General features: G+C 57.9%; 23 protein-coding genes and 1 pseudogene. 6 read left to right on the plus strand and 18 right to left on the minus strand.

The genetic code is table 11. The features are described 5' to 3' along the window. Position 1: 1 nt before the first annotated feature. The 13 genes and pseudogenes from HNR55_RS00590 to HNR55_RS00645 all read right to left on the minus strand — a co-directional run bounded on the left by HNR55_RS00590 (position 2) and on the right by HNR55_RS00645 (position 12,563). Positions 2 to 493 carry a DUF934 domain-containing protein gene (locus HNR55_RS00590; protein WP_166109932.1) on the minus strand — a complete coding sequence of 164 codons (492 nt, stop codon included), beginning with the start codon at positions 491 to 493 and terminating at the stop codon, positions 2 to 4. Then, positions 480 to 2,171: a nitrite/sulfite reductase gene (locus HNR55_RS00595; protein WP_166109935.1), complete on the minus strand. Its 1,692-nt coding sequence runs from the start codon at positions 2,169 to 2,171 to the stop codon at positions 480 to 482. Before HNR55_RS00595 ends, HNR55_RS00590 begins: the two co-directional genes overlap by 14 nt. A 23-nt stretch (positions 2,172 to 2,194) precedes the next feature. Next, a complete protein-coding gene (locus HNR55_RS00600) occupies positions 2,195 to 2,542 on the minus strand; it encodes a DUF2849 domain-containing protein (RefSeq protein WP_166111198.1) in 348 nt (115 codons plus the stop codon). Between the two features lie 81 nt (positions 2,543 to 2,623). Then, on the minus strand, positions 2,624 to 3,688 hold the full coding sequence (locus HNR55_RS00605; protein WP_166109938.1) for a sulfate/molybdate ABC transporter ATP-binding protein: 1,065 nt from the start codon (positions 3,686 to 3,688) through the stop codon (positions 2,624 to 2,626). Beyond that, positions 3,685 to 4,488 (minus strand): sulfate ABC transporter permease, encoded by an 804-nt coding sequence (locus tag HNR55_RS00610; RefSeq protein WP_166109941.1) that lies wholly within the window; start codon positions 4,486 to 4,488, stop codon positions 3,685 to 3,687. Before HNR55_RS00610 ends, HNR55_RS00605 begins: the two co-directional genes overlap by 4 nt. Further along, positions 4,485 to 5,336, minus strand: coding sequence for a sulfate ABC transporter permease subunit CysT (gene cysT / locus HNR55_RS00615; RefSeq protein WP_086645931.1), 852 nt, complete (start codon positions 5,334 to 5,336; stop codon positions 4,485 to 4,487). Before cysT ends, HNR55_RS00610 begins: the two co-directional genes overlap by 4 nt. A gap of 121 nt (positions 5,337 to 5,457) precedes the next feature. Continuing rightward, entirely contained in the window at positions 5,458 to 7,338 is a 1,881-nt protein-coding gene (gene cysC / locus HNR55_RS00620; RefSeq protein WP_166109944.1) for an adenylyl-sulfate kinase, read from the minus strand. A gap of 26 nt (positions 7,339 to 7,364) precedes the next feature. Beyond that, positions 7,365 to 8,159, minus strand: a complete 795-nt coding sequence (gene cysD, locus HNR55_RS00625) for a sulfate adenylyltransferase subunit CysD (protein WP_025825148.1) — start codon at positions 8,157 to 8,159, stop codon at positions 7,365 to 7,367. 60 nt (positions 8,160 to 8,219) lie between these two features. Continuing rightward, the gene (locus tag HNR55_RS00630) at positions 8,220 to 8,918 is read right to left on the minus strand and encodes a phosphoadenylyl-sulfate reductase (RefSeq protein ID WP_095348864.1); all 699 of its coding nucleotides are present in this window, start codon (positions 8,916 to 8,918) and stop codon (positions 8,220 to 8,222) included. An 837-nt stretch (positions 8,919 to 9,755) separates the two neighbouring features. Further along, complete coding sequence (locus tag HNR55_RS17235) at positions 9,756 to 10,151, minus strand: RNase A-like domain-containing protein (RefSeq protein WP_408736945.1); 396 nt, start codon at positions 10,149 to 10,151, stop codon at positions 9,756 to 9,758. Continuing rightward, a pseudogene (locus HNR55_RS17240) lies at positions 10,128 to 10,457 on the minus strand (hypothetical protein); the annotation flags it as partial. The pseudogene HNR55_RS17240 and the gene HNR55_RS17235, both read right to left, overlap by 24 nt. Before the next feature lie 86 nt (positions 10,458 to 10,543). Then, positions 10,544 to 11,503 carry a threo-3-hydroxy-L-aspartate ammonia-lyase gene (locus tag HNR55_RS00640; RefSeq protein ID WP_166109953.1) on the minus strand — a complete coding sequence of 320 codons (960 nt, stop codon included), beginning with the start codon at positions 11,501 to 11,503 and terminating at the stop codon, positions 10,544 to 10,546. A 148-nt stretch (positions 11,504 to 11,651) separates the two neighbouring features. Beyond that, positions 11,652 to 12,563: a LysR family transcriptional regulator gene (locus tag HNR55_RS00645; protein ID WP_253545014.1), complete on the minus strand. Its 912-nt coding sequence runs from the start codon at positions 12,561 to 12,563 to the stop codon at positions 11,652 to 11,654. An 86-nt stretch (positions 12,564 to 12,649) separates the two neighbouring features. Between HNR55_RS00645 and HNR55_RS00650 the strand changes: the two genes are divergently transcribed. After that, entirely contained in the window at positions 12,650 to 13,714 is a 1,065-nt protein-coding gene (locus HNR55_RS00650) for a YeiH family protein (protein WP_166109959.1), read from the plus strand. Positions 13,715 to 13,746: 32 nt separating this feature from the next. On the opposite strand, the gene HNR55_RS00655 is transcribed toward HNR55_RS00650, so the two are convergent. Together HNR55_RS00655 and HNR55_RS00660 are read right to left on the minus strand one after the other, a co-directional pair. Next, on the minus strand, positions 13,747 to 14,211 hold the full coding sequence (locus tag HNR55_RS00655) for a nuclear transport factor 2 family protein (RefSeq protein WP_166109962.1): 465 nt from the start codon (positions 14,209 to 14,211) through the stop codon (positions 13,747 to 13,749). A 16-nt stretch (positions 14,212 to 14,227) separates the two neighbouring features. Further along, positions 14,228 to 14,503 (minus strand): putative hemolysin, encoded by a 276-nt coding sequence (locus HNR55_RS00660; RefSeq protein ID WP_166109965.1) that lies wholly within the window; start codon positions 14,501 to 14,503, stop codon positions 14,228 to 14,230. 193 nt (positions 14,504 to 14,696) lie between these two features. Between HNR55_RS00660 and bioB the strand changes: the two genes are divergently transcribed. Genes bioB through HNR55_RS00680 form a run of 4 tightly spaced genes read left to right on the plus strand, consistent with a single transcriptional unit; the run spans position 14,697 to position 17,589 of the window. Next, on the plus strand, positions 14,697 to 15,695 hold the full coding sequence (gene bioB / locus HNR55_RS00665) for a biotin synthase BioB (RefSeq protein WP_166109966.1): 999 nt from the start codon (positions 14,697 to 14,699) through the stop codon (positions 15,693 to 15,695). Between the two features lie 10 nt (positions 15,696 to 15,705). Continuing rightward, positions 15,706 to 16,344, plus strand: a complete 639-nt coding sequence (queE, locus tag HNR55_RS00670) for a 7-carboxy-7-deazaguanine synthase (RefSeq protein WP_166109969.1) — start codon at positions 15,706 to 15,708, stop codon at positions 16,342 to 16,344. Between the two features lie 2 nt (positions 16,345 to 16,346). Further along, positions 16,347 to 17,075 (plus strand): 7-cyano-7-deazaguanine synthase QueC, encoded by a 729-nt coding sequence (queC, locus tag HNR55_RS00675; protein WP_166109972.1) that lies wholly within the window; start codon positions 16,347 to 16,349, stop codon positions 17,073 to 17,075. Next, on the plus strand, positions 17,068 to 17,589 hold the full coding sequence (locus tag HNR55_RS00680) for a 6-pyruvoyl trahydropterin synthase family protein (protein ID WP_166109975.1): 522 nt from the start codon (positions 17,068 to 17,070) through the stop codon (positions 17,587 to 17,589). Before queC ends, HNR55_RS00680 begins: the two co-directional genes overlap by 8 nt. Positions 17,590 to 17,652: 63 nt before the next feature. Here the strand turns inward: HNR55_RS00680 and HNR55_RS00685 are convergent, their stop codons facing one another. Further along, positions 17,653 to 19,152 carry a malate:quinone oxidoreductase gene (locus tag HNR55_RS00685; RefSeq protein ID WP_264813756.1) on the minus strand — a complete coding sequence of 500 codons (1,500 nt, stop codon included), beginning with the start codon at positions 19,150 to 19,152 and terminating at the stop codon, positions 17,653 to 17,655. Between the two features lie 276 nt (positions 19,153 to 19,428). On the opposite strand from HNR55_RS00685, the gene HNR55_RS00690 reads away from it, so the two are divergent. Continuing rightward, complete coding sequence (locus tag HNR55_RS00690) at positions 19,429 to 19,863, plus strand: OsmC family protein (RefSeq protein ID WP_166109981.1); 435 nt, start codon at positions 19,429 to 19,431, stop codon at positions 19,861 to 19,863. Positions 19,864 to 19,869: 6 nt separating this feature from the next. Here HNR55_RS00690 and aroC read toward each other — a convergent pair whose 3' ends face one another. Then, positions 19,870 to 20,943, minus strand: coding sequence for a chorismate synthase (gene aroC / locus HNR55_RS00695; protein ID WP_086645919.1), 1,074 nt, complete (start codon positions 20,941 to 20,943; stop codon positions 19,870 to 19,872). 8 nt (positions 20,944 to 20,951) lie between these two features. Then, positions 20,952 to 21,791: an enoyl-ACP reductase FabI gene (fabI, locus tag HNR55_RS00700; protein ID WP_166109984.1), complete on the minus strand. Its 840-nt coding sequence runs from the start codon at positions 21,789 to 21,791 to the stop codon at positions 20,952 to 20,954. Between the last annotated feature and the right edge of the window lie 65 nt (positions 21,792 to 21,856).

The following is a 21,856-nucleotide window of genomic DNA, read 5'->3' on the forward strand; positions in this document are numbered from 1 at the left end:
CTCAGGGTGTCAGGAACCGCCTGAATGCAAATCCTTCCGGGCGTTCGTTCAGAACGGAAGGCTGGTAGGCAACAGTTATCCGCTCATGCGCCTGCTGCCACACCGCCGGATCGCTCTGCTCGGGAATAACAAGCTGGCTAACACCACAGCGGAGCAGGAACTCATACTGATCCGGCAGAAAATGCCCCGTCACACGCACGGCACCGGTAAAATGCAGATGCTCGCGTAAGGAGCGGGCCTGTGTAAATGCCCGTCCATCCCGGAAAATAGGAAAGTTCAGGCTGACCAGATCAAGGCGGGGCAGGGCTTCCTTGAGGTCGCTCACCCGCTCGTCAGGCTTGAGCACAATGCCCAGACGCCCTTTGCCATTCCGCCCAAGCCCTTCGGACAACCGGGAAAGAGGCAGCAGAATGTCGCCATCAGGTAGGGGCTGGCCATCCTCAACCAGCGTCCATCCGTCCTGTACAATCTGACCGTTCTCAAGCAGTGGCATAAGCTGCGTCCTTGAATGGCGCGGCGCCTAGGCGGCGGCAGGTTTCAATAAAACGTTCGCCCGGCTTGCGCTGGACCAGATAGGTATCAACAATTCTGGCAATTGCATCAACCGTTTCATCCTCCGACATGGCCGAGCCAATAATCTGGCCGATGGAAGCATCTTCCCCGCTATTACCGCCCAGAGTGATCTGGAACGCTTCTTCTCCACGTTTATCAACACCCAGAATACCGATATGTCCGGCGTGGTGATGACCGCAGGCATTGATGCAGCCTGAAATATTCAGCCGCAGCGCGCCAATTTCCTGCTGCAGGGCAGCGTTGGAGAAGCGCTGGCTCAGCTTCTGGGCAATGGGGATGGAACGGGCATTGGCCAGTGCGCAGTAATCCAGCCCCGGGCAGGCAATAATATCGGTGATCATACCAATATTGGCGGTACCCAGACCATTGGCGCTGAGCACCTGCCACAGCGCAAACAGGTTATCCTTGCGTACATGCCCCAGCACCACGTTCTGCAGGTGTGTGATCCGCAACTCGCCAAAGCTGTACTGGTCCGCCAGATCCGCCAGCAGGTCCATCTGGGCGGATGTAACATCCCCCGGAATACCGCCAGCAGGCTTGCACGAAATGGTTACGCTGCAATACCCGTCCTGCTGGTGCGGGTGGGTATTGGTGCCAACCCACGTGGCAAAGGCCGGGTCGGCCTTGGTCTGCGCTGCCAGTTGGGCAGTACCGGCAGAAGCATCTTCAAACACTGGAGTGGCAAAGCGGGCGCGAATGGCGGCCACGACTTCGGGCTGCAAACGGTACCGGCTGCGGTCCATGGCCATGAACTCGGCATTGACCTCATCACGGAACGCGCCAAGGCCCAGAGCCTGCACAAGGATTTTAATCCGGGCCTTGTAAATGTTATCGCGCCGCCCGTATGCATTATAGACGCGCAGAACAGCTTCCAGGTACGCGATCAGGTCTTCTTCAGGCAGGTCATCGCGTAGTTTTACGCCAATAACCGGGGTACGCCCCAGACCACCGCCAACATAGACCTCGAACACCGCGCGCCCGTTTTCTCCCTTACGTGCGAGCAGCCCGATGTCATGAAAACGGGCGGCAACACGGTCCTGCACACTGCCGGAAATGGCAATTTTGAATTTACGCGGCAAAAACGTAAATTCGGGGTGCAGAGTGGACCACTGACGCAGAATTTCCGCATGTACGCGCGGGTCCAGAACTTCATCACGTGCAGCACCGGCAAACTGGTCGGATGTGACGTTGCGGATGCAGTTCCCGCTGGTCTGGATGGCGTGCATTTCCGCATCAGCCAGAATATTCAGAATATCAGGCGCATCTTCCAGCCGGATCCAGTTGAACTGGATATTCTGGCGCGTGGTAAAGTGCCCGTAATCCCGGTCATACCGCCGGGCAATATGGGCCAGTGTGCGCATCTGGTTGGCACTGACAATACCGTAGGGAATAGCCACCCGCAGCATATAGGCATGCAGTTGCAGGTAAAGGCCGTTCATCAGGCGCAGGGGTTTGAACTCATCCTCGCTCAGGGCGCCAGAAATCCGGCGCTGCACCTGATCACGGAACTGTTCGACCCGCTGTTTGAGGAATGTACGGTCAACCGCGTCATACGCATACCGGCCGACGTCTGCTGGGGGCTGGGGAGAGTGGGGCATGGTTTTGGTCCGTCGGGTTTTATTCAGGAGCCACTTGCAGCAGCGGGGGCGAGCTGCCAGAGGGGCGTAAATTCAGCATGAACACTCGGGCCCTCGGCACGAATACGCTCGCGCGTGGTGCGGGGCCGTGGCCCGTGCGCGGTCTGTTCCACCTGCACACCGTAAACTCCCACCACATTATCCGCCCCGGCACGGGTATTCTGAGAACGTAGCAGGTCTTCCATTCCGTCATTGGGGAACAGGTATGCCTGACCAATGGTCAACTGCCATTTTCCCTGCGCATCCAGCCAGACAATCCGGCCATCAAGCAGACGGTTGGCTGTCACAACACTACAGCCTTCAGTATCACGACGATTATTCCTGCGATCCACGCTCATACCTTTCCGCGTATTCCACGACAGAAAATTACATAAATTTTCGTCTTTATCAACATATCACGCATCTGACGCGTATCATGCACACAAAAGTCCCTGACGGAACAGGCGGGAACGGCTGATGTCCAGCGCGACACCCTGCACCTGCACATCGGCCTCATCCACCGGACGATAGAACGGCACAACCCGCTCCCCAAGCTGGAGCGTATAATGCCTGTAGCCATTCCGCGTGCCCCGGGGGGCTGCATAAATGCTCAGCACATCCTGTTCGGATACGGGTTTTTGTATGTTCATTTCATACGGGCGGATCATGGCAACGGCAGGGCCGTCTGTCACTCCCTCGGGAACGGCAAAAGGCAGGGCCAGCGCGTCATCCGGGATCATGCGGCCATGCCGGACTTCCCCGGGGAAAGACACAGCTTCCCCCAGAAACTCCATCACAAATTCGGTCGCGGGCTGCTCATCCAGATCCATGGGGGAGGCATCCTGCACAATTCTGCCGGACTGCATGACCACAATACGGTCCGCCACCTCAAGGGCTTCTTCCTGATCATGCGTGACCAGAATGGTGGTCAGGCCCAGCGTATCGTGCAGTTCACGCAGCCATGTCCGGATAGAACGGCGCACAATGGGGTCCAGCGCACCAAAAGGTTCATCCAGCAGCAGAACACGCGGCCCTGTTGCCAGCGCGCGCGCAAGTGCCACACGCTGCCGCTGGCCACCAGACAGTTTGGCAGGGTGCTTGCCCCCCATGCCCTGCAATTGCATCAGTTCCAGCAGTTCTTCCACCCGCCGGGCAATCTGGGCGCGGGCAGGGCGCTCCGCACGGGGTTGCACATCCAGCCCAAAGGCAATGTTGCGCGCGACCGTCATATGCGGGAACAGGGCATAGTTCTGGAACACAAACCCCATGCGGCCCGCACGGTCCCTTACGCTGGTCATGGGGCTATCATCCAGCAGGATGGACCCACTGCTGCAGTTATCCAGCCCGGCTATGGCGCGCAGCAAGGTTGTTTTGCCAGCCCCCGAAGGCCCGACCAGAGCAACAAACGCACCATCGGGCACTTTGAGAGACACGTTATCCAGCAGTGGCTGCCGCGCGCCCGGAACCTGACGAACCAGATTGCAGACCTCAATACTCACGCCTTTTTCTCCTGCAATCTTGCAAGCCATTCCGGTGCGGACCTGAGCAGAACCGCACTCATGGCCATGAGCGCCAGCAGAGCAGCCATGGTAAAGGCCGCGACTGACTGATAGCCGTTATAAAGATTTTCAATATGCAACGGCATGGTTTCCGTCTCACCCGGTATATGGCCGGACACGACCGATACCGCCCCGAATTCCCCCAGAGCACGGGCAGTTGTCAGCAACACGCCGGAAAGCAGAGCCCCGCGTACACCCGGCAGGGTGACATGCCACAGAACCTGCCAGAACCCGGCTCCCGCCAGAACGGCAGCTTCCTCCGCATCACGCCCCTGCACCTCCATAACCGGCATGACCGTGCGCACGACATAAGGCAGCGTCACAAACAATGTGGCCAGAATAATACCCGGTACGGCAAAAGCGATATGGATATTCCACCGCTCCAGCAGCGGTCCAAACCATCCCTGGGCACCAAACAGCAGCAGCCAGACAAGCCCCGAAACAACGGGAGAAATGCTCAGCGGCAGTTCCACCAGAATTTGCAGGAACTGCCGTCCCGGAAAGCGGAACTTGACCAGTACCCACGCCGCCAGAATACCAAAGAGGGTATTGAGTATAACAGCCACAACACTCACGCGCAGTGTCAGCCAGATAGCAGCCTGTGCATCGGGGTCCGACAACGTGGCCAGAGATGCCCCAACGCCATCCTTGAGCGCTTCGGTCAGCACCAGTGCCGGGGGGGTCACAAGCACGACAAGAATAAAAAGCCAGCTTGCCGCCCATACCACATAACGGGTCATGCTGGTTCACTCCACACGGCAAAGCGACGGCGCACACCACCGATCAGTGCGAGCGAAAGAAGTGAGACGCACAACAGCACAAGGGCAATGGCGGTGGCACCCGGATAATCAAACTCCTGCAACCTGACCACGATCAGCAGAGGTGCGATCTCGCTTTTAAACGGCTGGTTACCCGCAATAAAAATAACGGACCCGTATTCCCCAATGCCACGGGCAAAAGCCAGACCAAACCCGGTTATGAGCGCGGGCAGAACGGGGGCGGCAATAATGCGCACAAAAATCTGCCATGGCCTTGCCCCCAGCAGATGTGCGGCTTCCTCCAGTTCCTGCGGCAGGTTGCGCAGGACCGGCTCCACTGCACGCACCACAAAGGGCAGCCCCACGAACATAAGCGCCAGCACAATGCCAGCCTTGTTATAGGAAACACTGACCCCGAAAACCGCCAGCAGGGACCCCAGCCACCCGTGCGGCCCATAGAGCGTTGCAAGCGTAATGCCTGAAACGGCCGTAGGCAGGGCCAGCGGCAGGTCGATCAGCGCATCTGCCAGACGGTGCCCCGGCAGGTTACCCCGCGCCAGAGCCCAGGCCAGCAGCAGCCCGCATGGTATGTTGCATGCCGCAGCAATAGCCGCGCACGAAAAACTCGTCCACAATGCCGCCAGCATACGGCTGTCATGCAAGGCAGACAGCATGGAGCCAGTGCCACCCTGCCACGGATAAACCAGCAGGGTAGAAAGGGGCAGGATGATGAAAAAGCCTGTCCACGCCAGTGTCAGCGTGAGCGACAGCCTGTAGCCGGGCAGAGCGGAGCCGCCAGCTCTAAAAAAAGCAAGACGCGACAGAGTCATGACATGGCACTCATATATCTGCCTGCCCACCTTTTAAAAATCGTACCTTACAGGCGAACAAGAGCGCCTGAAAAGTGGCCGCCACGACCTTTATGCCGCAGCGGCCATTCTTGCTATAATATCAGGACCGTGCGCGGGCGCTGCCACCGGAACGCACACTGCCTTCCACGAAGGAAACAAGTTGGGAGACCGCTTTTTCCACGCTCCCATTGCCTGTTGCCACGCGCAGGGCAGGGGCCTGTGGGGCCTCATACGGAGCATCAATCCCCGTAAAGCCGCTAATTTTCCCTGCACGGGCCGCAGCATACAGGCCTTTGGGGTCACGCTGTTCGCAGGTGCCCAGATCGGCATCCACAAACACTTCTTCAAACCCTTCACCAATAATCTGGCGAGCCAGTTCGCGGTCCGAGCGCAGGGGGGAAATCAGGGCAACCAGCACCACCTGCCCGGCATCGCGCAGAATACGCGCAACTTCTGCCGCACGGCGCACGTTTTCGGTCCGGTCAGCTTCGGTAAAGCCAAGGTCCTTGCACAGCCCTGCACGCAGCGTGTCCCCGTCCAGCACGCTCACGTCCACACCTGCGGCAAACAGGGCATTTTCAGCGGCCCGCGCCAGCGTGCTTTTACCCGCACCCGACAGCCCGGTAAGCCAGAACACACTGCCTTTATGGCCTTTAACGCGCTGGCGGTCCTGCGTGGTCACAGCACTAGCACTTGGGTGAATGGCTTTATCGCCCACGGCAATTTCCGCCGGGCCAATAAGGGGTGCTCCCCCTACAATCCGCTGTTGCAGGTCCACCAGAACACCACGCCCGTCCGGCGTGCCCGGAGCAAAGGCATCGAACTGAATGTTCTCTGCTGCGGCAAGCGTGATTTCAGCAAAGCCTTCGGGCGGCACTTCCGTGCCGGGGTACATGGTCAGGTCGTCCAGATTAACAACGGACTCAATGCTGGTGACAGTCACCGCATGTTCGGCCGTGGCCAGCCGCAGGCGGAAGCTCTCGCCCACACGCAAAGGTTCCTGCCGCAGCCAGAACAGGCGGGTCCGCACGCGCGATGCCTGAGTGGGCGGGGTGTCCACATGGTGCAGCAGATCGCCCCGATCGGGAATAACATCAGGCTCCAGCGTAACCGCAATGGACTGGCCTGCCGAAGCACTCACATGCGGGGCAGTGTGCCAGCTTTCAATCGAGGCAATGCGGGCAGGGGTTTTCTGGGTACCAATAACAACCGTATCGCCCACACGCACCCGGCCACGCTCAATACGGCCAGCCACGTAACGCTTGTCCCCAAAGCGATAAACATCCTGCACGGGCAGGCGCAGCGCCAGTTCCGAACGGGAAGCGGGCGTGGGCACACGTGCCAGTGCTTCGGTCAGGGTTGGGCCGTTGTACCAGGGCATACGGTCGGAGCGGCTGGCAATGTTGTCCCCATCCCGGGCGGAGGCGGGAACAAAATAGGCGGCTTCCAGCCCCAGCTTGCCCAGAAGTTCGTTAACCGAAACCTCAACAGCTTCAACCTTGGCCTGATCGAACTCAAGCAGGTCCACCTTGTTGAGCAGAACAATAACATGCCTGATCCCGATCAGATGCAGCAGCATGGCGTGGCGGCGGGTCTGCTCACGCGCACCTTCCACTGCATCCACCACCAGCACGGCGGCCTCTGCATCGGCCGCACCGGTGATCATGTTCCGCAGGAACTGGCGGTGGCCGGGGGCATCCACAATAACGTATTCGCGCGAACCCAGCCGGAAGGGGATGCGCGTGGAATCAACCGTAACGCCCTGATCGCGCTCGATCTGCAAGGAATCGAGCAGGAAGCTCCATTCAATCTTCAGGCCGCGCTTTTTGGAGGATTCAATGATCTGGGCAACCTTGCCGTCCTGCAGGTTATCCGTGTCATGCAAAAGACGCCCGATAAGCGTGGATTTGCCGTGGTCAACATGCCCCACGATAACGATAGGGGTTGCGGCATCCTGAGAGGAAGAAATCGTATCACTCATTTTCGTTTTTTCCGATCCACGCTCTATCAGAGATAACCAGCCACGCGCAGGCGTTCAAAGGCATCTTCGGATTCATGATCCATGGCCCGGCCCGAACGCTCAGACGTTTTGGTTGTTTCCAGCTCTGCAATCACTTCTGCCAGAGTTGCGGCATTGCTTTCCACGGGGGAGGTAATGTCCGCATCGCCCAGAGAGCGGTAACGCTTGCCGTTTTTGGCAAAATACAGGTCAACCAGCGGAATGCCTTCGCGCTCGATGTAACGCCAGATGTCAATCTCGCGCCAGGACAGGAGCGGATGCACGCGGATATGCATACCGTCCTCGTGCGGGGTGGCATACTGGTCCCAGAATTCGGGCGGCTGGTTGCGAATATCCCATTTATGGCTTGCACCACGCGGGCTGAACACGCGTTCCTTCGCACGGGTACCCTGCTCATCACGGCGGATACCGGCAATAACACCCTGCAATTTGTGCTTTTCGATCATGGCGGCAAGGCCTGCGGTCTTGCGGGCGGCAGAGCGGGCGGCAGGCGGCAGGGAGGGGTCCATTTCCTCTACCGGCGGGCAGTCACCCAGCAGCAGGTCCAGTTCCCATTTTTTGGTATATTCGTCCCGGAACTGGTACATTTCGGGGAATTTTTTACCCGTATCCACATGCATGACAGGGAAGGGGACGCGCCCGAGGAACGCCTTTTTGGCCAGCCAGACCATAACATTGGAGTCCTTCCCCAATGACCACAGCATGGCAAGCGGCTTCAGCTTACGATAAGCCTCCCGCAGAATAAAAACGCTCTGAGCTTCCAGTTGATCAAGATGATCCATGTTCCACGACCCTGTAGTTTTAACGGGTAAGGCTGATGTTTCAGAAAGCGGCACGGCAGGTTATCCTGCGACGTGAATCCCACATTCGGTTTTGTTCAGGCCAGACCAGCGGCCTGACCGGGCATCTTCATGCCCATCCACCGGACGTGTGCACGGCGCACACCCAATGGATAAATATCCCTCGGCCACCAGCGGATGTGGCGGCAAGGCGCGGCGCTGCATTTCTGCGGCAATATCCTGCGCACTCCAGAAGGCCAGCGGATTGATGCGGATCTGGCCATCGCCACGCTCTTCCACAATCTCCATTGCCGCGCGTGTGGCGGCCTGCCCACGCTTGCGGCCTGTTACCAGCACGTCGTACGGCAAGGAGGCAACATTCAGCGGCTCCACCTTGCGCAGTTTGCAGCAGGCGTCGGGGTCGAAGGCCCAGAGTTCTCCCGTTGGGTCACGATCGCTGACCTGTTCGGGGGACGGGCCAATATCCTCAACATTACTCAACCCCAACACATCGGCCAGCTCGCGCCGGTATGCGAGTGTCTGGGGGAAGTGCTTGCCCGTGTTAAGGAACAGCACCTTCATGTCGCGTTCAGCCTCCGCTACAAAGGCGAGCAGCAGGGCGGATTCCGCGCCAAAGGACGACATAACCGCCAGCCGGTCACCCAGCAGAGCATGGGCCGTGCGCAGCAGACGAACGGGGTCATCCTGCACGGCACGCAACTGCTCGATAACACCTGTATTGTCAGAAGACAAAATATCCACAACCCATCACAGTGAATGACAGAACCTTATATAACTACTCCTTATAGATATATTTCCGCAAAAACAACATATAAAAATAGACAATCCTCCCCATCATGCACCACATTGCACTATTTTATTTTGTGTAATTAGCGCCCCAAGCCTGCTCCAGGACGCCAGTCGGCCAACACACCATCAAGCCGCGACTGCGGCTTAATTCACCAGCAAGGGCGAGGGCATTGTCTGGGCGCTTGATCTGGCCAAATCTCGGCCAGAACGCCGCCGATAACCACTGAAATACCTCTCAATCCATCGGAACGATCACTTATCAGGGCAGAGTTAAGCTAAAAGACGGGATACTCGACGCCAAATTCCGGGTTTCCAGGTCCATCTGATACACATACATGAACACCGCAACCGATCCGCAGTATCCCATTTGCGCACCCATTTTTGTTGGCATAATATATCTTATGCGATGTTTGGCTGCGCGCACAAAATTGGACAATCCCATTTTGCAGGGCGAAAATATCCTTCCTGCCATAGCCTCACTCCGCATCATCCTGCACCGGAAAGTCATCACAGGCATAAGCTGCTGGAATTGCGAGGTTGCGATTGCTCAAAATGGAACAAAAAGACCTGATTCACAGCCCCCTCCCGCATTGATGCCCCTCATCCCCTCATTAGGGCTGATTTTTTCGTCACAGTTTATCTTGGGAAGCAGATTCAAATACGTGCAGGAGTGCCCATCCCATGGGATTGCTCCGCATCTTCCTGTCCTGAGTTTCCAATGTGGTCAGACTTTCAATATCCCTTGGCCACACCAGCCTCAAACACCTGCAAAACAGGAAAATACCAGACTTAATAAAGCCTAAACGTGTGGATATAATAGACCAGTCCGTTCAATACTTCATTGACGATAACAATTTGTATGGATCGTGCGCGCCTGCGCTCCCGGTCTGTGGCACGGATAATAAACGCCCCTTCTTCCGAGACGCGCCCTTCGACCTCCAGCTTGGCTCCCTTTCTCGCAGTCTTGAGCCAATTATCAATTTTATGGCCGTTTTCGTGGAGCACCCGGCCAATCACATCCTCCGCCTCTTTCGCCGATGCGAAGCATGAGACAGCCGGTCGTTTTTCCACGGTAAAGCGATATGCGATGCGTTCATCCGTCAGAGCAACATGGTTGGACAGCACATAACCACCCGCCCCCAAGTGGTTGAGCGGTTCCAGATCAATTTCTTTTCCCGCTTCCACTTCAGGATCATTCTGAAAACTAAACAGGACCGCACACCAGAATGCCCACAGGTTGGGCAAATCACCCCAGTCAGGCGGGTCTGTAACCTTAGCTGTCGGGTCTATACCCAGCACAACCGAACTGACCCGTTGCAAGTCCTCTTTGCTGTATGCCAGCAATGTCTTTAATTCGTGAACCGTCTGAACTTTAAACGTCAGATCCCGCGTGTACGGTTCATCGTGAATAACATCGTACAGCGTTTCACCAAAAGTATCGGCATCTTCACCAAATGCGCTCGCACCAAGGTTTTTCAGGCGCGGGAACATATCAAGAATGTCGTCATCGGTGTGATGCGATAAGACTATTGTGGTGCATGGCCTTAACCAAGGCTCAAGTTCTATATCCATGTCTCTTAACCTACAAGCTGCGCAAATCTGGTTATATCGATGTTTCCGCCCGACAAAAGCACACCCACACGCCGCCCCTGCCATTGCGGGGCAGCAGCAAGGGCCGCTGCCGGAGCAAGGCAGCCAGTGGGTTCCACTATAATTTTCATCCGCTCTGCCAGCAGACGCATGGTGGCGGCCAAAGCGGCATCATCTACCGTCACAATGTCGCGGACATACCGCTGCATGAGTGCAAATGTTATGTCACCCACGCTTGTTGTCTGCGCGCCATCCGCAATTGTACGCGGTGCGGCAATTTTTACGATATGCCCCGCAGCCATGGATTGCCGGGCATCATCCCCCGCTGCAGGCTCCACCCCTATTACCGCACAATCGGGTGCCACCTCATGCGTGACAAGCGCGCAGCCCGAGACCAGACCGCCGCCGCCAACAGGCACGAACAAGGCGTCCAGCGGCCCTGTTTCCTCCATAAGTTCCAGTGCTGCCGTGCCCTGCCCGGCAATAATGTCCGGGTGATTGAAAGATGGCAGCAGTGTTCCACCCCGCTCGGCCACAAGGCGTGCCGCAATTTCTTCCCGGTCCTGGGAATAGCGGTCATAGGTCACAACCTCCGCCCCGTAGCCCCGTGTTGCGGCCAGTTTTACGGCGGGGGCATCTTCGGGCATGACAATGACCGCAGGCACTCCGGCCTCACGCGCGGCACAGGCTATGGCCTGAGCATGGTTGCCTGACGAAAACGCAATAATGCCTTTCTGGCGCACATCCTCGGGTAGAGCCAAAATCGCGTTTGTGGCCCCCCGAAACTTGAAGGCCCCAACCCGCTGGAAATTCTCAGCCTTGAAGAACAGTTCAACACCGCTCAGCGCATTCAGGTAGCGTGACCTCAGAACAGGTGTGCGATGAGCCTGCCCTTTTATCCGGGCCGAAGCCGCAACCACGTCACTGAAAGTCGGCAGCACTGTCATCTTCAATTTTCCGGTTTCATCCACCGCAATATGCATACGGAGGGCAGTTGGAGACGGCGTTTACTTAGCACAGATACGTCCCCACCGTTATGCCCCAAAGCAGGGGCTGGCTACAGTTTCCACGCAAAAAAACCTCCGCCTACAGTCGTCATTCCATTGCGTGTTGCTGCTCGATAAGGTCCAGCAAAGCATCTGCAGCCCGGCTCCGGTAGCGCTCCTTATGCCGCAGACCGTAAAATGAGCGGGGCTTCACGTCCTGCGGTACAGCATGGAGCGTGCCCGCCAGCAACGCGGGAGCAACCACCAGCGAGGACAGTGCCCCTATCCCTGCCCCGGCCTCTATGGCCGTGCGTACAGCTTCGTTCGAGGGAAGAACGAGGCTTATGGTCATATCCTGCGGCGCAACCCCGAACTGCGCGAGGTAGTCTTCCAGTGCCGCGCGGGTGCCAGACCCCTCCTCCCGCATGACCCACTGCGCGGCACAAAGCCAGTCACGACTGATTTTGTGAGGACGCTCCGCATCAGCCTGAATAATTGTCAGGTGGTCTTCCCCTATTGGCCATTGCGCCAGAGCGGGGTCGTCCACCAGGCCTTCAACAATTCCAAGCTCCGCGTCTCCATCCCGCACACGGGCTGCGGCGTCCAGAGTGTTACTGATTGCCAGTTCCACCTCAATATCAGGGTAAAGCCGACGGAATGTGACCAGAATGGGCGGCAACCAGTAAGCGGCGATGGTCTGGCTGGCTACAAGGCGCAGTTTGCCCCGTTTAAGCCCGCCCACCTCCTCCAGCACGGTTTGCGCCATAGTGGCGCGGGCCAGAACCGCGCGAGCTTCGGGCAGAAACAGGCGCCCGGCTTCTGTCAGCGCTATTCCACGCCCCACACGGTGGAACAGCTTGACACCATGGCGCTCTTCCAATGCTGCAATGGCGGCGGATACGGCTGATTGCGTCACATGCAAGGCGCGACTGGCGGCCGTAACGTGCTCCCGCTCGGCCACCGCCACAAAAATACGGAGTTGCTCCAGTGTCATGCCGTATTGCCTAACATAATCAATCATTATTTACGATTAGAATAACAAAAACTATGAGTTGGATTGATGGATTGGGGTTTCCCTAAGTTCTGGTGGACTGAAGGAAAAACACCATGACAGCACACCCCACTCCCGCCTGTATGCACCCCCTCAAGGCTATTAGTTTTTTACGCATGTCTGGGCCGGGAGTTCTGCTCTGCCTGCTGGTATCGGGACTGGCCATAGTCCTTGAAGGAGCGGAAACGCACCTACTGGGCAAGGCCTGGCTGGAAAGCCTTAATCTGGCCCTCCTGCTCGGGGTGTTGATCAGAGCGGTCAGGACGCCCGGCCCCATATGGGCCGGGGGGATCAGACTATGCGCCAGAACCCTGCTGAACGTTGCCATTGTCTGTCTGGGGGCATCCTTCAGCCTGCATGCCGTTTTTTACGCCGGTCCAGCGCTGCTTTTGGGGGTGATGGGGGTTGTCTTGTTCAGCGTGGTTTTTACGCTGCTCATTGGCAACGCAATGGGGTTGCCCACACATCAGCTTCTGCTGGTCGCCTGTGGTAACGCCATTTGTGGGAACTCCGCCATCATGGCAGCAGCCCCGGTCATCGGGGCAAAGGAAAAGGATATAGGCATCACCATTGCCTTTACCGCAGCGGGTGGTCTTGTGGTGGTTCTGGGCCTGCCGTTGCTGGCACCAGCCTTGCTGAGCAGCCCCAATGCACAGGGCGTTCTGGCAGGATTAACCGTTTACGCTGTGCCACAGGTTGTTGCTGCGGCAACTCCTTTTGGCCAGACGGCCCTCCATGTTGGCACTCTGGTCAAGCTTATGCGTGTACTCATGCTGGGACCAGTCTGCCTTGCACTCGCTATTTTCTGTTCAAAACAAAGCCAGACCCGACAGGACACCATGCGTGGAGCCTCCTTCACCCGGCTGGTGCCCTGGTATATTACCGGCTTTGCCGCCATGATGACCGCCCGCTCATGCGACCTTGTGCCAGATATTGCACTGGCTCCCCTGAGCACTACCGCCACCTGCCTGACCACCATGGCCATGGCGGCACTGGGCCTGAGCGTGGAGTTACGGGCTGTGCTGCATGCGGGCAGGCCACTGGCCCTGAGCGTATTTCTGTCCCTGCTCGGGCTGGTCGGGGCCAGCCTGATACTGGTCAGGCTTCTGTTTGGAGCATAAGCCTGACCACGGCACTTGCACCGCCTTACGGCCTACAACCCCAGTTCGCTCAGGCCCGGATGTCCGTCCGGCCTGCGGCCCTTGGGCCAGAGGAACAGACGGTCCGCACTGGCAATGACCAGATCGTTAATGGAAGCATGCCGGTTCTGCATCAGCCCGGCAGTATCAAACTCCCAGTTCTCATTGCCATAAGACCGAAACCACTGCCCTGCCGCGTTATGCCATTCGTAGGCAAAGCGTACGGCAATACGGTTATCCTTGAAGGCCCAGACCTCCTTTATCAGCCTGTAATCCAGCTCTTCCGTCCATTTTCGGGTCAGAAAGGCAATAATTTCTGCCCGACCATGCACAAAGTCGGTCCGGTTGCGCCATATGCTCTGCGGGGTATAGGCCAAAGCCACTTTTTCCGGCTCCTGAGAGTTCCATGCATCTTCGGCCATACGGGCCTTGGTCGCAGCACTCGCGGCATCAAACGGCGGGAATGGGGGACGGGACATCTGCTGTAAGCCTTACTCAGCTACCCTGACGCGGATTATCCTGCCGGAACAGAACCCATTCCTCGATCACGCGGCCATCTGGCAGGTGGCAGTACCCGACCTGTCCTTTATCGGTCATTTCCATTTTCAGTTCACCGCCTTTTTTAACACAGTAAACAGAGGCCGGGTTGGGCATACGCAAAAGCCCGACCCCACGGCCCGAGCGCTCCTGCGGGTAGTGTTCACAGGCACCCAGTGTTCCCAGCGCACCCACGGCCAGCACCAGCCCTACAACCGAGTTCTTTTTTGTCATCTTGTTTACCTTGGTTTTGTATTCAAACGAGCTTGGCGCCACTATGGAAGCACTTTGCCCCTGTTGTGAAGTGTGAAGATGGGGCGCACGGACGGGCACCTTTTGCCTCTCTGCTAAAAACTGGCTTTGACGGTACAAACACGATATGCTGCATTGCACTTCCCTCTAGCATATCTGGTTCGGTTCACATTCCATGCCTGATGGTTCGCCCTCTTTTTCCCGCCCTGCCACTCCAGCAATGGACATCCGCCATGACTGGAGCGTTGCCGAAGTGCAGGCGCTGCTTGACCTCCCGTTCCCGGAACTGATGTTTCAGGCACAAGCCATACATCGTGCGACGTTTGATCCAACCGAGATACAGATATCCACCCTTCTGTCCATCAAGACGGGTGGCTGCCCGGAAGATTGCGCCTACTGCCCCCAGAGCGCCCTGCACGAAGACGGTGTAAAAGCCGAAAAGCTTATGGCCGTTGAAAACGTGCTGGCCGAAGCAAAAAAAGCCAAGGCGGCAGGGGCCAGCCGCTTTTGCATGGGTGCGGCATGGCGGACCCCCAAAGAAAGGGACATGGAAACAGTCTGCGCCATGATTGAGGGCGTTAAAGAACTGGGGATGGAAACCTGCGTAACGCTTGGAATGCTTGATGATTCTCAGGCTCAGCGGCTCAAGCAGGCTGGTCTGGACTTTTACAACCATAATATCGACACCTCGCCCGAATATTATGGCCAGATCATCACCACCCGCACCTATCAGGAACGGCTGGACACTCTCTCCAACGTGCGTGACGCAGGGATCAATGTCTGCTGCGGCGGCATTGTCGGCATGGGCGAGAACGAGACTGACCGCGCGGGCCTGATTGCCGCACTCGCCAACATGCCCGCCCACCCCGAGAGCGTACCCATCAACCTGCTGGTCCGCGTGGAAGGCACCCCGCTTGCCAAGGCGGATGAAGTCCGGCCTCTGGACTTTGTGCGCATGATCGCGGCAGCCCGCATTACCATGCCCAAAAGCCGCGTACGCCTTGCCGCGGGGCGTGAGAACATGAATGATGAGACACAGACCCTGTGTTTTCTGGCCGGTGCCAACTCCATTTTTTATGGCGAACGGCTGCTGACCACTCCCAACCCGCAGGCACAGCGTGACCGTGCCCTGCTGGACAGTCTGGGCATGCATACGACCGGGATTGGCCTGTAAGACTTTACAAATGGTTTACTCGGTCAAGGAAATTTTTCTTACCCTGCAAGGTGAAGGCGGGCAGGCAGGGCGCGTGGCCGTGTTCTGCCGCTTTACCGGCTGCAACCTGTGGTCCGGCCGGGAAGAAGACCGGGCTCAGGCCATTTGCCAGTTTTGCGATACCGACTTTATTGGCACCGATGGCACCGGGGGCGGCCGGTTCCACAATGCAGCAGAACTGGCCACGCGCATTGCCGGGTTCTGGCCTGCATCCGCCTCTCCCGGACGCCCCCTTGTGGTGTTTACCGGGGGAGAGCCGCTGCTCCAGCTTGACGCCCCCCTGATTACCGCCATGCACGACAAAGGCTTTGCAATTGCGGTGGAAAGTAACGGCACCGTGCTGGCCCCAGAAGGGATCGACTGGCTGTGCATCAGCCCCAAGGCTGGCGCACCACTTGCGCAAACCAGCGGGACCGAACTCAAGCTGGTTTACCCCCAGCCCGGGCTTGACCCGGCAGATCTGACCGGGCTGGATTTTGCCCATTTCTGGCTCCAGCCCATGGATGGCCCGGAGCAGGCCGCCAACACGCAGGCCGCTATTGCCTACTGCCTGCAAAACCCCGGATGGGCATTATCCCTGCAAACCCACAAGCTGACGGGAATACCCTGATCATGCCCCTGTCCTCCAAGGAACAGACCGAATCCGCACTTGTGCTTTTTTCTGGCGGGCAGGATTCCGCAACCTGTCTGGCGTGGGCTCTGGCGCGCTTCAAACATGTGGAAACAGTGGGGTTTGATTACGGCCAGCGCCACGCCATTGAACTGGAATGCCGCCAGAGCATACGCGAAGGTCTTGCAGTCCTGAACCCGCAATGGAAGGAGCGGCTGGGGCCAGACCATACGCTCCCATTGCATGCCCTGAACGATATTTCCGATACGGCGCTCACACGGGATGCTGAAATTGCCATGACCCGGAACGGCCTGCCCAATACATTTGTGCCCGGCCGTAACCTGATCTTTTTAACGTTTTCTGCGGCTCTCGCAGCCCGCAGGAGCATGCGTCACATTGTAACCGGTGTGTGCGAAACCGATTATTCCGGCTACCCCGACTGCCGCGATGACACCATAAAAGCCCTGCAGGTTGCCCTTAATCTGGGCATGGACAGCCGTTACGTCCTGCACACCCCCCTGATGTGGCTGGACAAGGCCGAAACCTGGACATTAGCTGACGAACTGGGTGGGAAACCTCTGGTGACACTCATCAACCATGAGAGCCATACCTGCTATATGGGGGACCGCACCGTGCGCCACGCATGGGGGTATGGCTGTGGCACCTGCCCCGCCTGCCAGCTCCGCCGCGCGGGGTGGGAAGCTTACATAGCAGAAGACCAACATGCCTGACCTTGTTTTTACACGCCGTTTTTCCATGGGGCACCGCCTTATTCACGGTGCCAGCGAAAGCTGCGCCCTGCCCCATGGACACAACGAATTTGTCACCGTAAGGCTTGAACCCACCAACCCCACGCGGCTGGATGGGCATGGGAACATGCCTGTTTCGTTTCAGCGAGCCAAACAGACCTGGCACCGCTTTGTAGATGAACGGCTGGACCACGCGCTCCAGCTTGCCGGGGACGACCCGCTGCTGGCATGGTTTAAGGCACATGAACCCACGCGGGCTGCACGTATTGTGGTAACCCCGGGAGACCCGACAACCGAGTTGATGGTTTGCCTGCTCATGGCCAAGATCAACGCCTTCCTGCTGGCCGAAGGGGGCGTTTTACGCTGCTCGGAACTCAGTATTGAGGAAACACCCACCAACACAGTCAGCTTTGCAGGCAACCCGGCTGACTTTATCCCCTACACCAGTTTACAGCAGAACTGGTGGAACCGGGCGGATATGAGCATAGCCGACTAATAACACTCAGGCTTTCAGGTCTGGCACCCCCCGCATAAACAACATGCGGGGGATAGTCACAGTTTACTGGGTCAGGCCAAGCACCTGCGTTGTCTTATCAAAAATTTCCTCACACATTTCGGGATGCCGGGAGAGTTTCTGCCCGAATGAGGGGATGATCTCGTGCAGTTTCTCCGTCCATTCCGGTATTTTGGTGGGGAAGCATTTCTGCAGAACATTCAGCATGATCGGGGCCGCGGTGGACGCGCCCGGAGAGGCCCCCAGCAATGCGGCAACCGAGCCGTCCTCGCTGGCAATGACTTCCGTACCAAATTGCAGAACGCCACCTTTGGCGGCATCTTTTTTAATAATCTGCACCCGCTGGCCTGCGACAACCAGCTCCCAGTCCTTGGCCTGTGCGTTGGGAATAAAGTCCTGCAAGGCCTTGATCCGCGCCCCCTGAGTCTGCATGACCTGCTCGATCAGGTATTTGGTCAGGGCCCAGTTATCCCGCGCAACGGCCAGCATAGGGCCGATATTATCCGCGCGCACCGAGAGCGGCAGGTCCATAAGGGAGCCATGCTTTAAAAAGCGCGTGGAAAAACCGGCATATGGGCCAAATAGCAGGGCCGGATTGCCATCAATCATGCGTGTATCAAGGTGCGGCACGGACATGGGGGGAGCCCCGACCGATGCCTTGCCATAAATCTTGGCATGGTGCTGGGCAATCAGGTCCGGGTTGGTGCAGCGCAGAAACTGCCCGCTGACCGGAAAACCACCGACACCGCGCGCCTCAGGGATACCCGTTTTTTGCAGCAGGGAAAGTGCGCCCCCGCCGCTGCCGATAAACACAAAGCGGGCATTGACCTCACGCTGGGTATTTTGCCGCAGGTCACGTATTTTCAGCCGCCAGCCATCACTGCCATTGCGGGTCAAGTCACTCACTTCGTGCTGCGTATGCAGCGTGCAGGCCGGAGTGCTGGCAAGATAGGTAAACAGCAGGCGGGTCAGTGCGCCAAAGTTGACATCTGTCCCCTTGAGGCTACGGGTCAGAGCCAGCTTCTGCCCGGCAGGGCGGTCCTGCATGATCAGCGGTGCCCATTGCGTGATCTGGGCCGTGTCTTCCGTGTATTCCATGCCGGAGAACAGCGGATGTTGGGAAAGTGCTTCGTAGCGCTTGCGCAGGAAGGCCACGTTGTCCTCCCCCCACACAAAGCTCATATGCGGGACGGGCGTTAAAAAGCTCTTGGCAGAAACAATAATCTGGCTTTCCACCAGATAGGACCAGAACTGGCGGGAAATCTGGAACTGTTCGTTCACGCCCACAGCTTTGGTAATATCCACCGTGCCATCGGCCCCCTGGGGGGTGTAATTCAGCTCGCATAGAGCGGAATGCCCGGTCCCTGCATTATTCCACGCATTGGAGCTTTCTTCCGCAACGCTGCCCAGACGCTCAAAAACGCTGATGCTCCATTCCGGCTGAAGCTGACGCAGCAATGTCCCAAGCGTAGCGCTCATGACGCCGCCGCCGATCAGGACGACATCAACGGTAGAAGCGGTATCGGTCGTGGTGGAACTCATTATGGTCTCCGCGTTATCAGCCTCGCCCGCCGCGTCTGCGCATGGAAACGGGGCTAAAGATATAAGCCGGAATGCCTCTCATCCTCCCTGCTTGCAAGGCTTTACAGAGCGTTCACGGCCATATTGTTAAATGCAGTATAGGCACATTCCACCCAAAACGCCTTTTCATCTCTGCGAGAGCAGGCCGCCCTGCATGAACTTTATCGACCACCCCGGCGTTCGGGGCATACGATGCCTGCCACACAGTTCAGGCGAACATGAAAGACGGATACAGCGCATATGAGCAGCATTATCAAACATGGCAGCGCCCATTGGGAAGGAGCGATCAAAACCGGTAAGGGTACCGTTTCCACCCAGAGCGGTGCGCTAAACCAGCAGCCTTACGGTTTTAATACCCGTTTTGAAGGGCAACCTGGCACAAACCCCGAAGAACTTCTGGGCGCTGCCCATGCGGCCTGTTTTTCCATGGCCCTGTCGCTCATTCTGGGGGATGCGGGGCTCACTGCTACCAGCATTGACACTCAGGCGAATGTCAGCCTGAGCAAAAAGGAGGGGGGGTTTGAAATTACGTCCATCGCCCTGACCCTCAAGGCCAAAGTGCCCAACGCAACACAGCAGCAGTTTGCGGAACTGGCCAACAAAGCCAAGGAAGGCTGCCCTGTTTCCAAGCTTTTCAGGGCACCCATTACGCTGGATGCCACCCTGATCGGGTAGGAGGCGTTAGCCCCCTACCTGCCCACGATGGCGGAGCAGATGGTCCGCAAGCACGCAGGCCATCATGGCTTCCCCCACGGGAACAGCCCGAATACCCACGCATGGGTCATGCCGCCCCTTGGTAATAACCTGTGTTTCTACCCCGTCTCTGGTAATGGAGGGCACAGGGGTCAACATGGAACTGGTGGGTTTGACGGCAAAGCGGGCCACCACGGGCTGACCGCTGGAAATACCCCCCAGCACGCCCCCGGCATGGTTGGAGCCAAACTCCAGCGTACCATTGCGCATGAACAGGGCATCGGCATTTTCTGGTCCCGTCAGGGAAGCAGAGGCAAAGCCGTCGCCTATTTCCACCCCTTTAACGGCGTTAATACTCATGAACGCTGCGGCAATATCCGCATCAAGCTTGCCGTAAATGGGCGCACCCAGCCCGGCAGGCACGCCTTCGGCCACAATCTCGATCACGGCACCAATGGATGAGCCATCCTTGCGGATGGCTGCCAGATACGCCGCCCAGTCTTCCACCACTCCGGGGTCGGGAGCAAAGAAGGGGTTACGCTCCACCTCCGCCCAGTCCCAGCGGGTGCGGTCAATATCCTTGGGGCCAAGCTGGACCAAAGCCCCGCGTACACGCACGCCATCCCCCAGCACCTTACGGGCAACAGCCCCCGCGGCAACGCGGCAGGCCGTCTCCCGCGCGGAAGAGCGGCCACCACCACGATAATCGCGGATACCGTATTTCAGGTCATAAACAAGGTCCGCGTGGCCGGGGCGATAGGTCTGGGCAATATCCCCATAATCGCGCGAACGCTGGTCCGTGTTTTCGATCATCAGGGAGATGGGTGTCCCCGTTGTCTGCCCCTCAAACACACCGGACAGAATGCGAACCTGGTCAGGCTCCTGCCGCTGCGTGGTAAAGGCCGACTGCCCGGGCCGCCTGCGGTCGAGAAAAGGCTGGATATCCGCCTCGCTCAAAGCAATACGCGGTGGGCAACCATCAATCACACAGCCAATCGCGGGGCCATGGCTCTCGCCCCACGTTGTAACCCGGAACATATGCCCGAAAGTATTGTAGGACACGGTTGAGCTCAGTCTCCAACAACAGAGATATCGGGAGCCGCCGGGTTTTTCATACCGACCATATGGTAACCACAGTCCACATGATGCACTTCACCCGTAACACCGGAGGACAGGTCGGAGAGCATATAAAGCCCTGCCCCGCCCACTTCTTCCAGCATGACATTGCGCTCAAGCGGTGCGTTGTACTGGTTCCACTTCAGAATATACCGGAAGTCTCCGATACCGCTGGCGGCAAGCGTTTTGACCGGCCCTGCGGACACCGCGTTCACGCGAATACCCTCAGACCCAAGATCCGCAGCCATATAACGCACGGAAGCCTCAAGGGCAGCCTTGGCAACCCCCATGACATTATAATGCGGCATGACACGCTCCGCACCCAGATAGGTGAGGGTCAGCAGCGAGCCGCCATTCTTCATCAGAGCCGCCGCACGCCGTGCAACCGCCGTGAAGGAATAGCACGAAATATCCAGTGCGGTCAGGAATGCGGCCCGGGGGGTGTCCACATAGCGCCCGCGCAGGAACTGCTTGTCTGCCCAGCCAATGGCGTGAACAACAAAGTCGAGTTCGCCCCATTCACGTTCGATCGTGGCAAATGTTTCGTCTATGGCGGCATCATCGGTCACGTCGCATGGCAGAACCAGACTGGCGCCAACACTGTCCGCCAAAGGCTGTACGCGCTTGCCCAACGCCTCGCCCTGATAGGTAAATGCCAGTTCGCCCCCCTGTGCGGCCACTGCGGATGCAATGCCCCATGCAAGAGAGCGGTCATTGGCAACACCCATCACCAGACCTTTTTTGCCCTTCATCAGCGTACCTTTTACGGGCAGCTCGGCGTTGGGAGAAGACATGTGGGAACCTCAACCTACTTGTTTCGGAAAAAATTCTGGGTTTTCTGTAGGGGTGGTCGCATACA

The sequence above is a fragment of the Acetobacter lovaniensis genome, from assembly GCF_014207635.1.
GTDB lineage: Bacteria > Pseudomonadota > Alphaproteobacteria > Acetobacterales > Acetobacteraceae > Acetobacter > Acetobacter lovaniensis.

Coding starts and splice junctions, on each gene's coding strand:
- HNR55_RS00590 (WP_166109932.1), bottom strand. CDS start 493: ATGCCACTGCTTGAGAACGGTCAGATTGTACAGGACGGATGGACGCTG.
- HNR55_RS00595 (WP_166109935.1), bottom strand. CDS start 2,171: ATGCCCCACTCTCCCCAGCCCCCAGCAGACGTCGGCCGGTATGCGTAT.
- HNR55_RS00610 (WP_166109941.1), bottom strand. CDS start 4,488: ATGACCCGTTATGTGGTATGGGCGGCAAGCTGGCTTTTTATTCTTGTC.
- cysT (WP_086645931.1), bottom strand. CDS start 5,336: ATGACTCTGTCGCGTCTTGCTTTTTTTAGAGCTGGCGGCTCCGCTCTG.
- cysC (WP_166109944.1), bottom strand. CDS start 7,338: ATGAGTGATACGATTTCTTCCTCTCAGGATGCCGCAACCCCTATCGTT.
- cysD (WP_025825148.1), bottom strand. CDS start 8,159: ATGGATCATCTTGATCAACTGGAAGCTCAGAGCGTTTTTATTCTGCGG.
- HNR55_RS00640 (WP_166109953.1), bottom strand. CDS start 11,503: ATGACAGTGCTGCCGACTTTCAGTGACGTGGTTGCGGCTTCGGCCCGG.
- HNR55_RS00645 (WP_253545014.1), bottom strand. CDS start 12,563: ATGATTGATTATGTTAGGCAATACGGCATGACACTGGAGCAACTCCGT.
- HNR55_RS00650 (WP_166109959.1), top strand. CDS start 12,650: ATGACAGCACACCCCACTCCCGCCTGTATGCACCCCCTCAAGGCTATT.
- HNR55_RS00655 (WP_166109962.1), bottom strand. CDS start 14,211: ATGTCCCGTCCCCCATTCCCGCCGTTTGATGCCGCGAGTGCTGCGACC.
- HNR55_RS00660 (WP_166109965.1), bottom strand. CDS start 14,503: ATGACAAAAAAGAACTCGGTTGTAGGGCTGGTGCTGGCCGTGGGTGCG.
- bioB (WP_166109966.1), top strand. CDS start 14,697: ATGCCTGATGGTTCGCCCTCTTTTTCCCGCCCTGCCACTCCAGCAATG.
- queE (WP_166109969.1), top strand. CDS start 15,706: ATGGTTTACTCGGTCAAGGAAATTTTTCTTACCCTGCAAGGTGAAGGC.
- queC (WP_166109972.1), top strand. CDS start 16,347: ATGCCCCTGTCCTCCAAGGAACAGACCGAATCCGCACTTGTGCTTTTT.
- HNR55_RS00680 (WP_166109975.1), top strand. CDS start 17,068: ATGCCTGACCTTGTTTTTACACGCCGTTTTTCCATGGGGCACCGCCTT.
- HNR55_RS00690 (WP_166109981.1), top strand. CDS start 19,429: ATGAGCAGCATTATCAAACATGGCAGCGCCCATTGGGAAGGAGCGATC.
- fabI (WP_166109984.1), bottom strand. CDS start 21,791: ATGTCTTCTCCCAACGCCGAGCTGCCCGTAAAAGGTACGCTGATGAAG.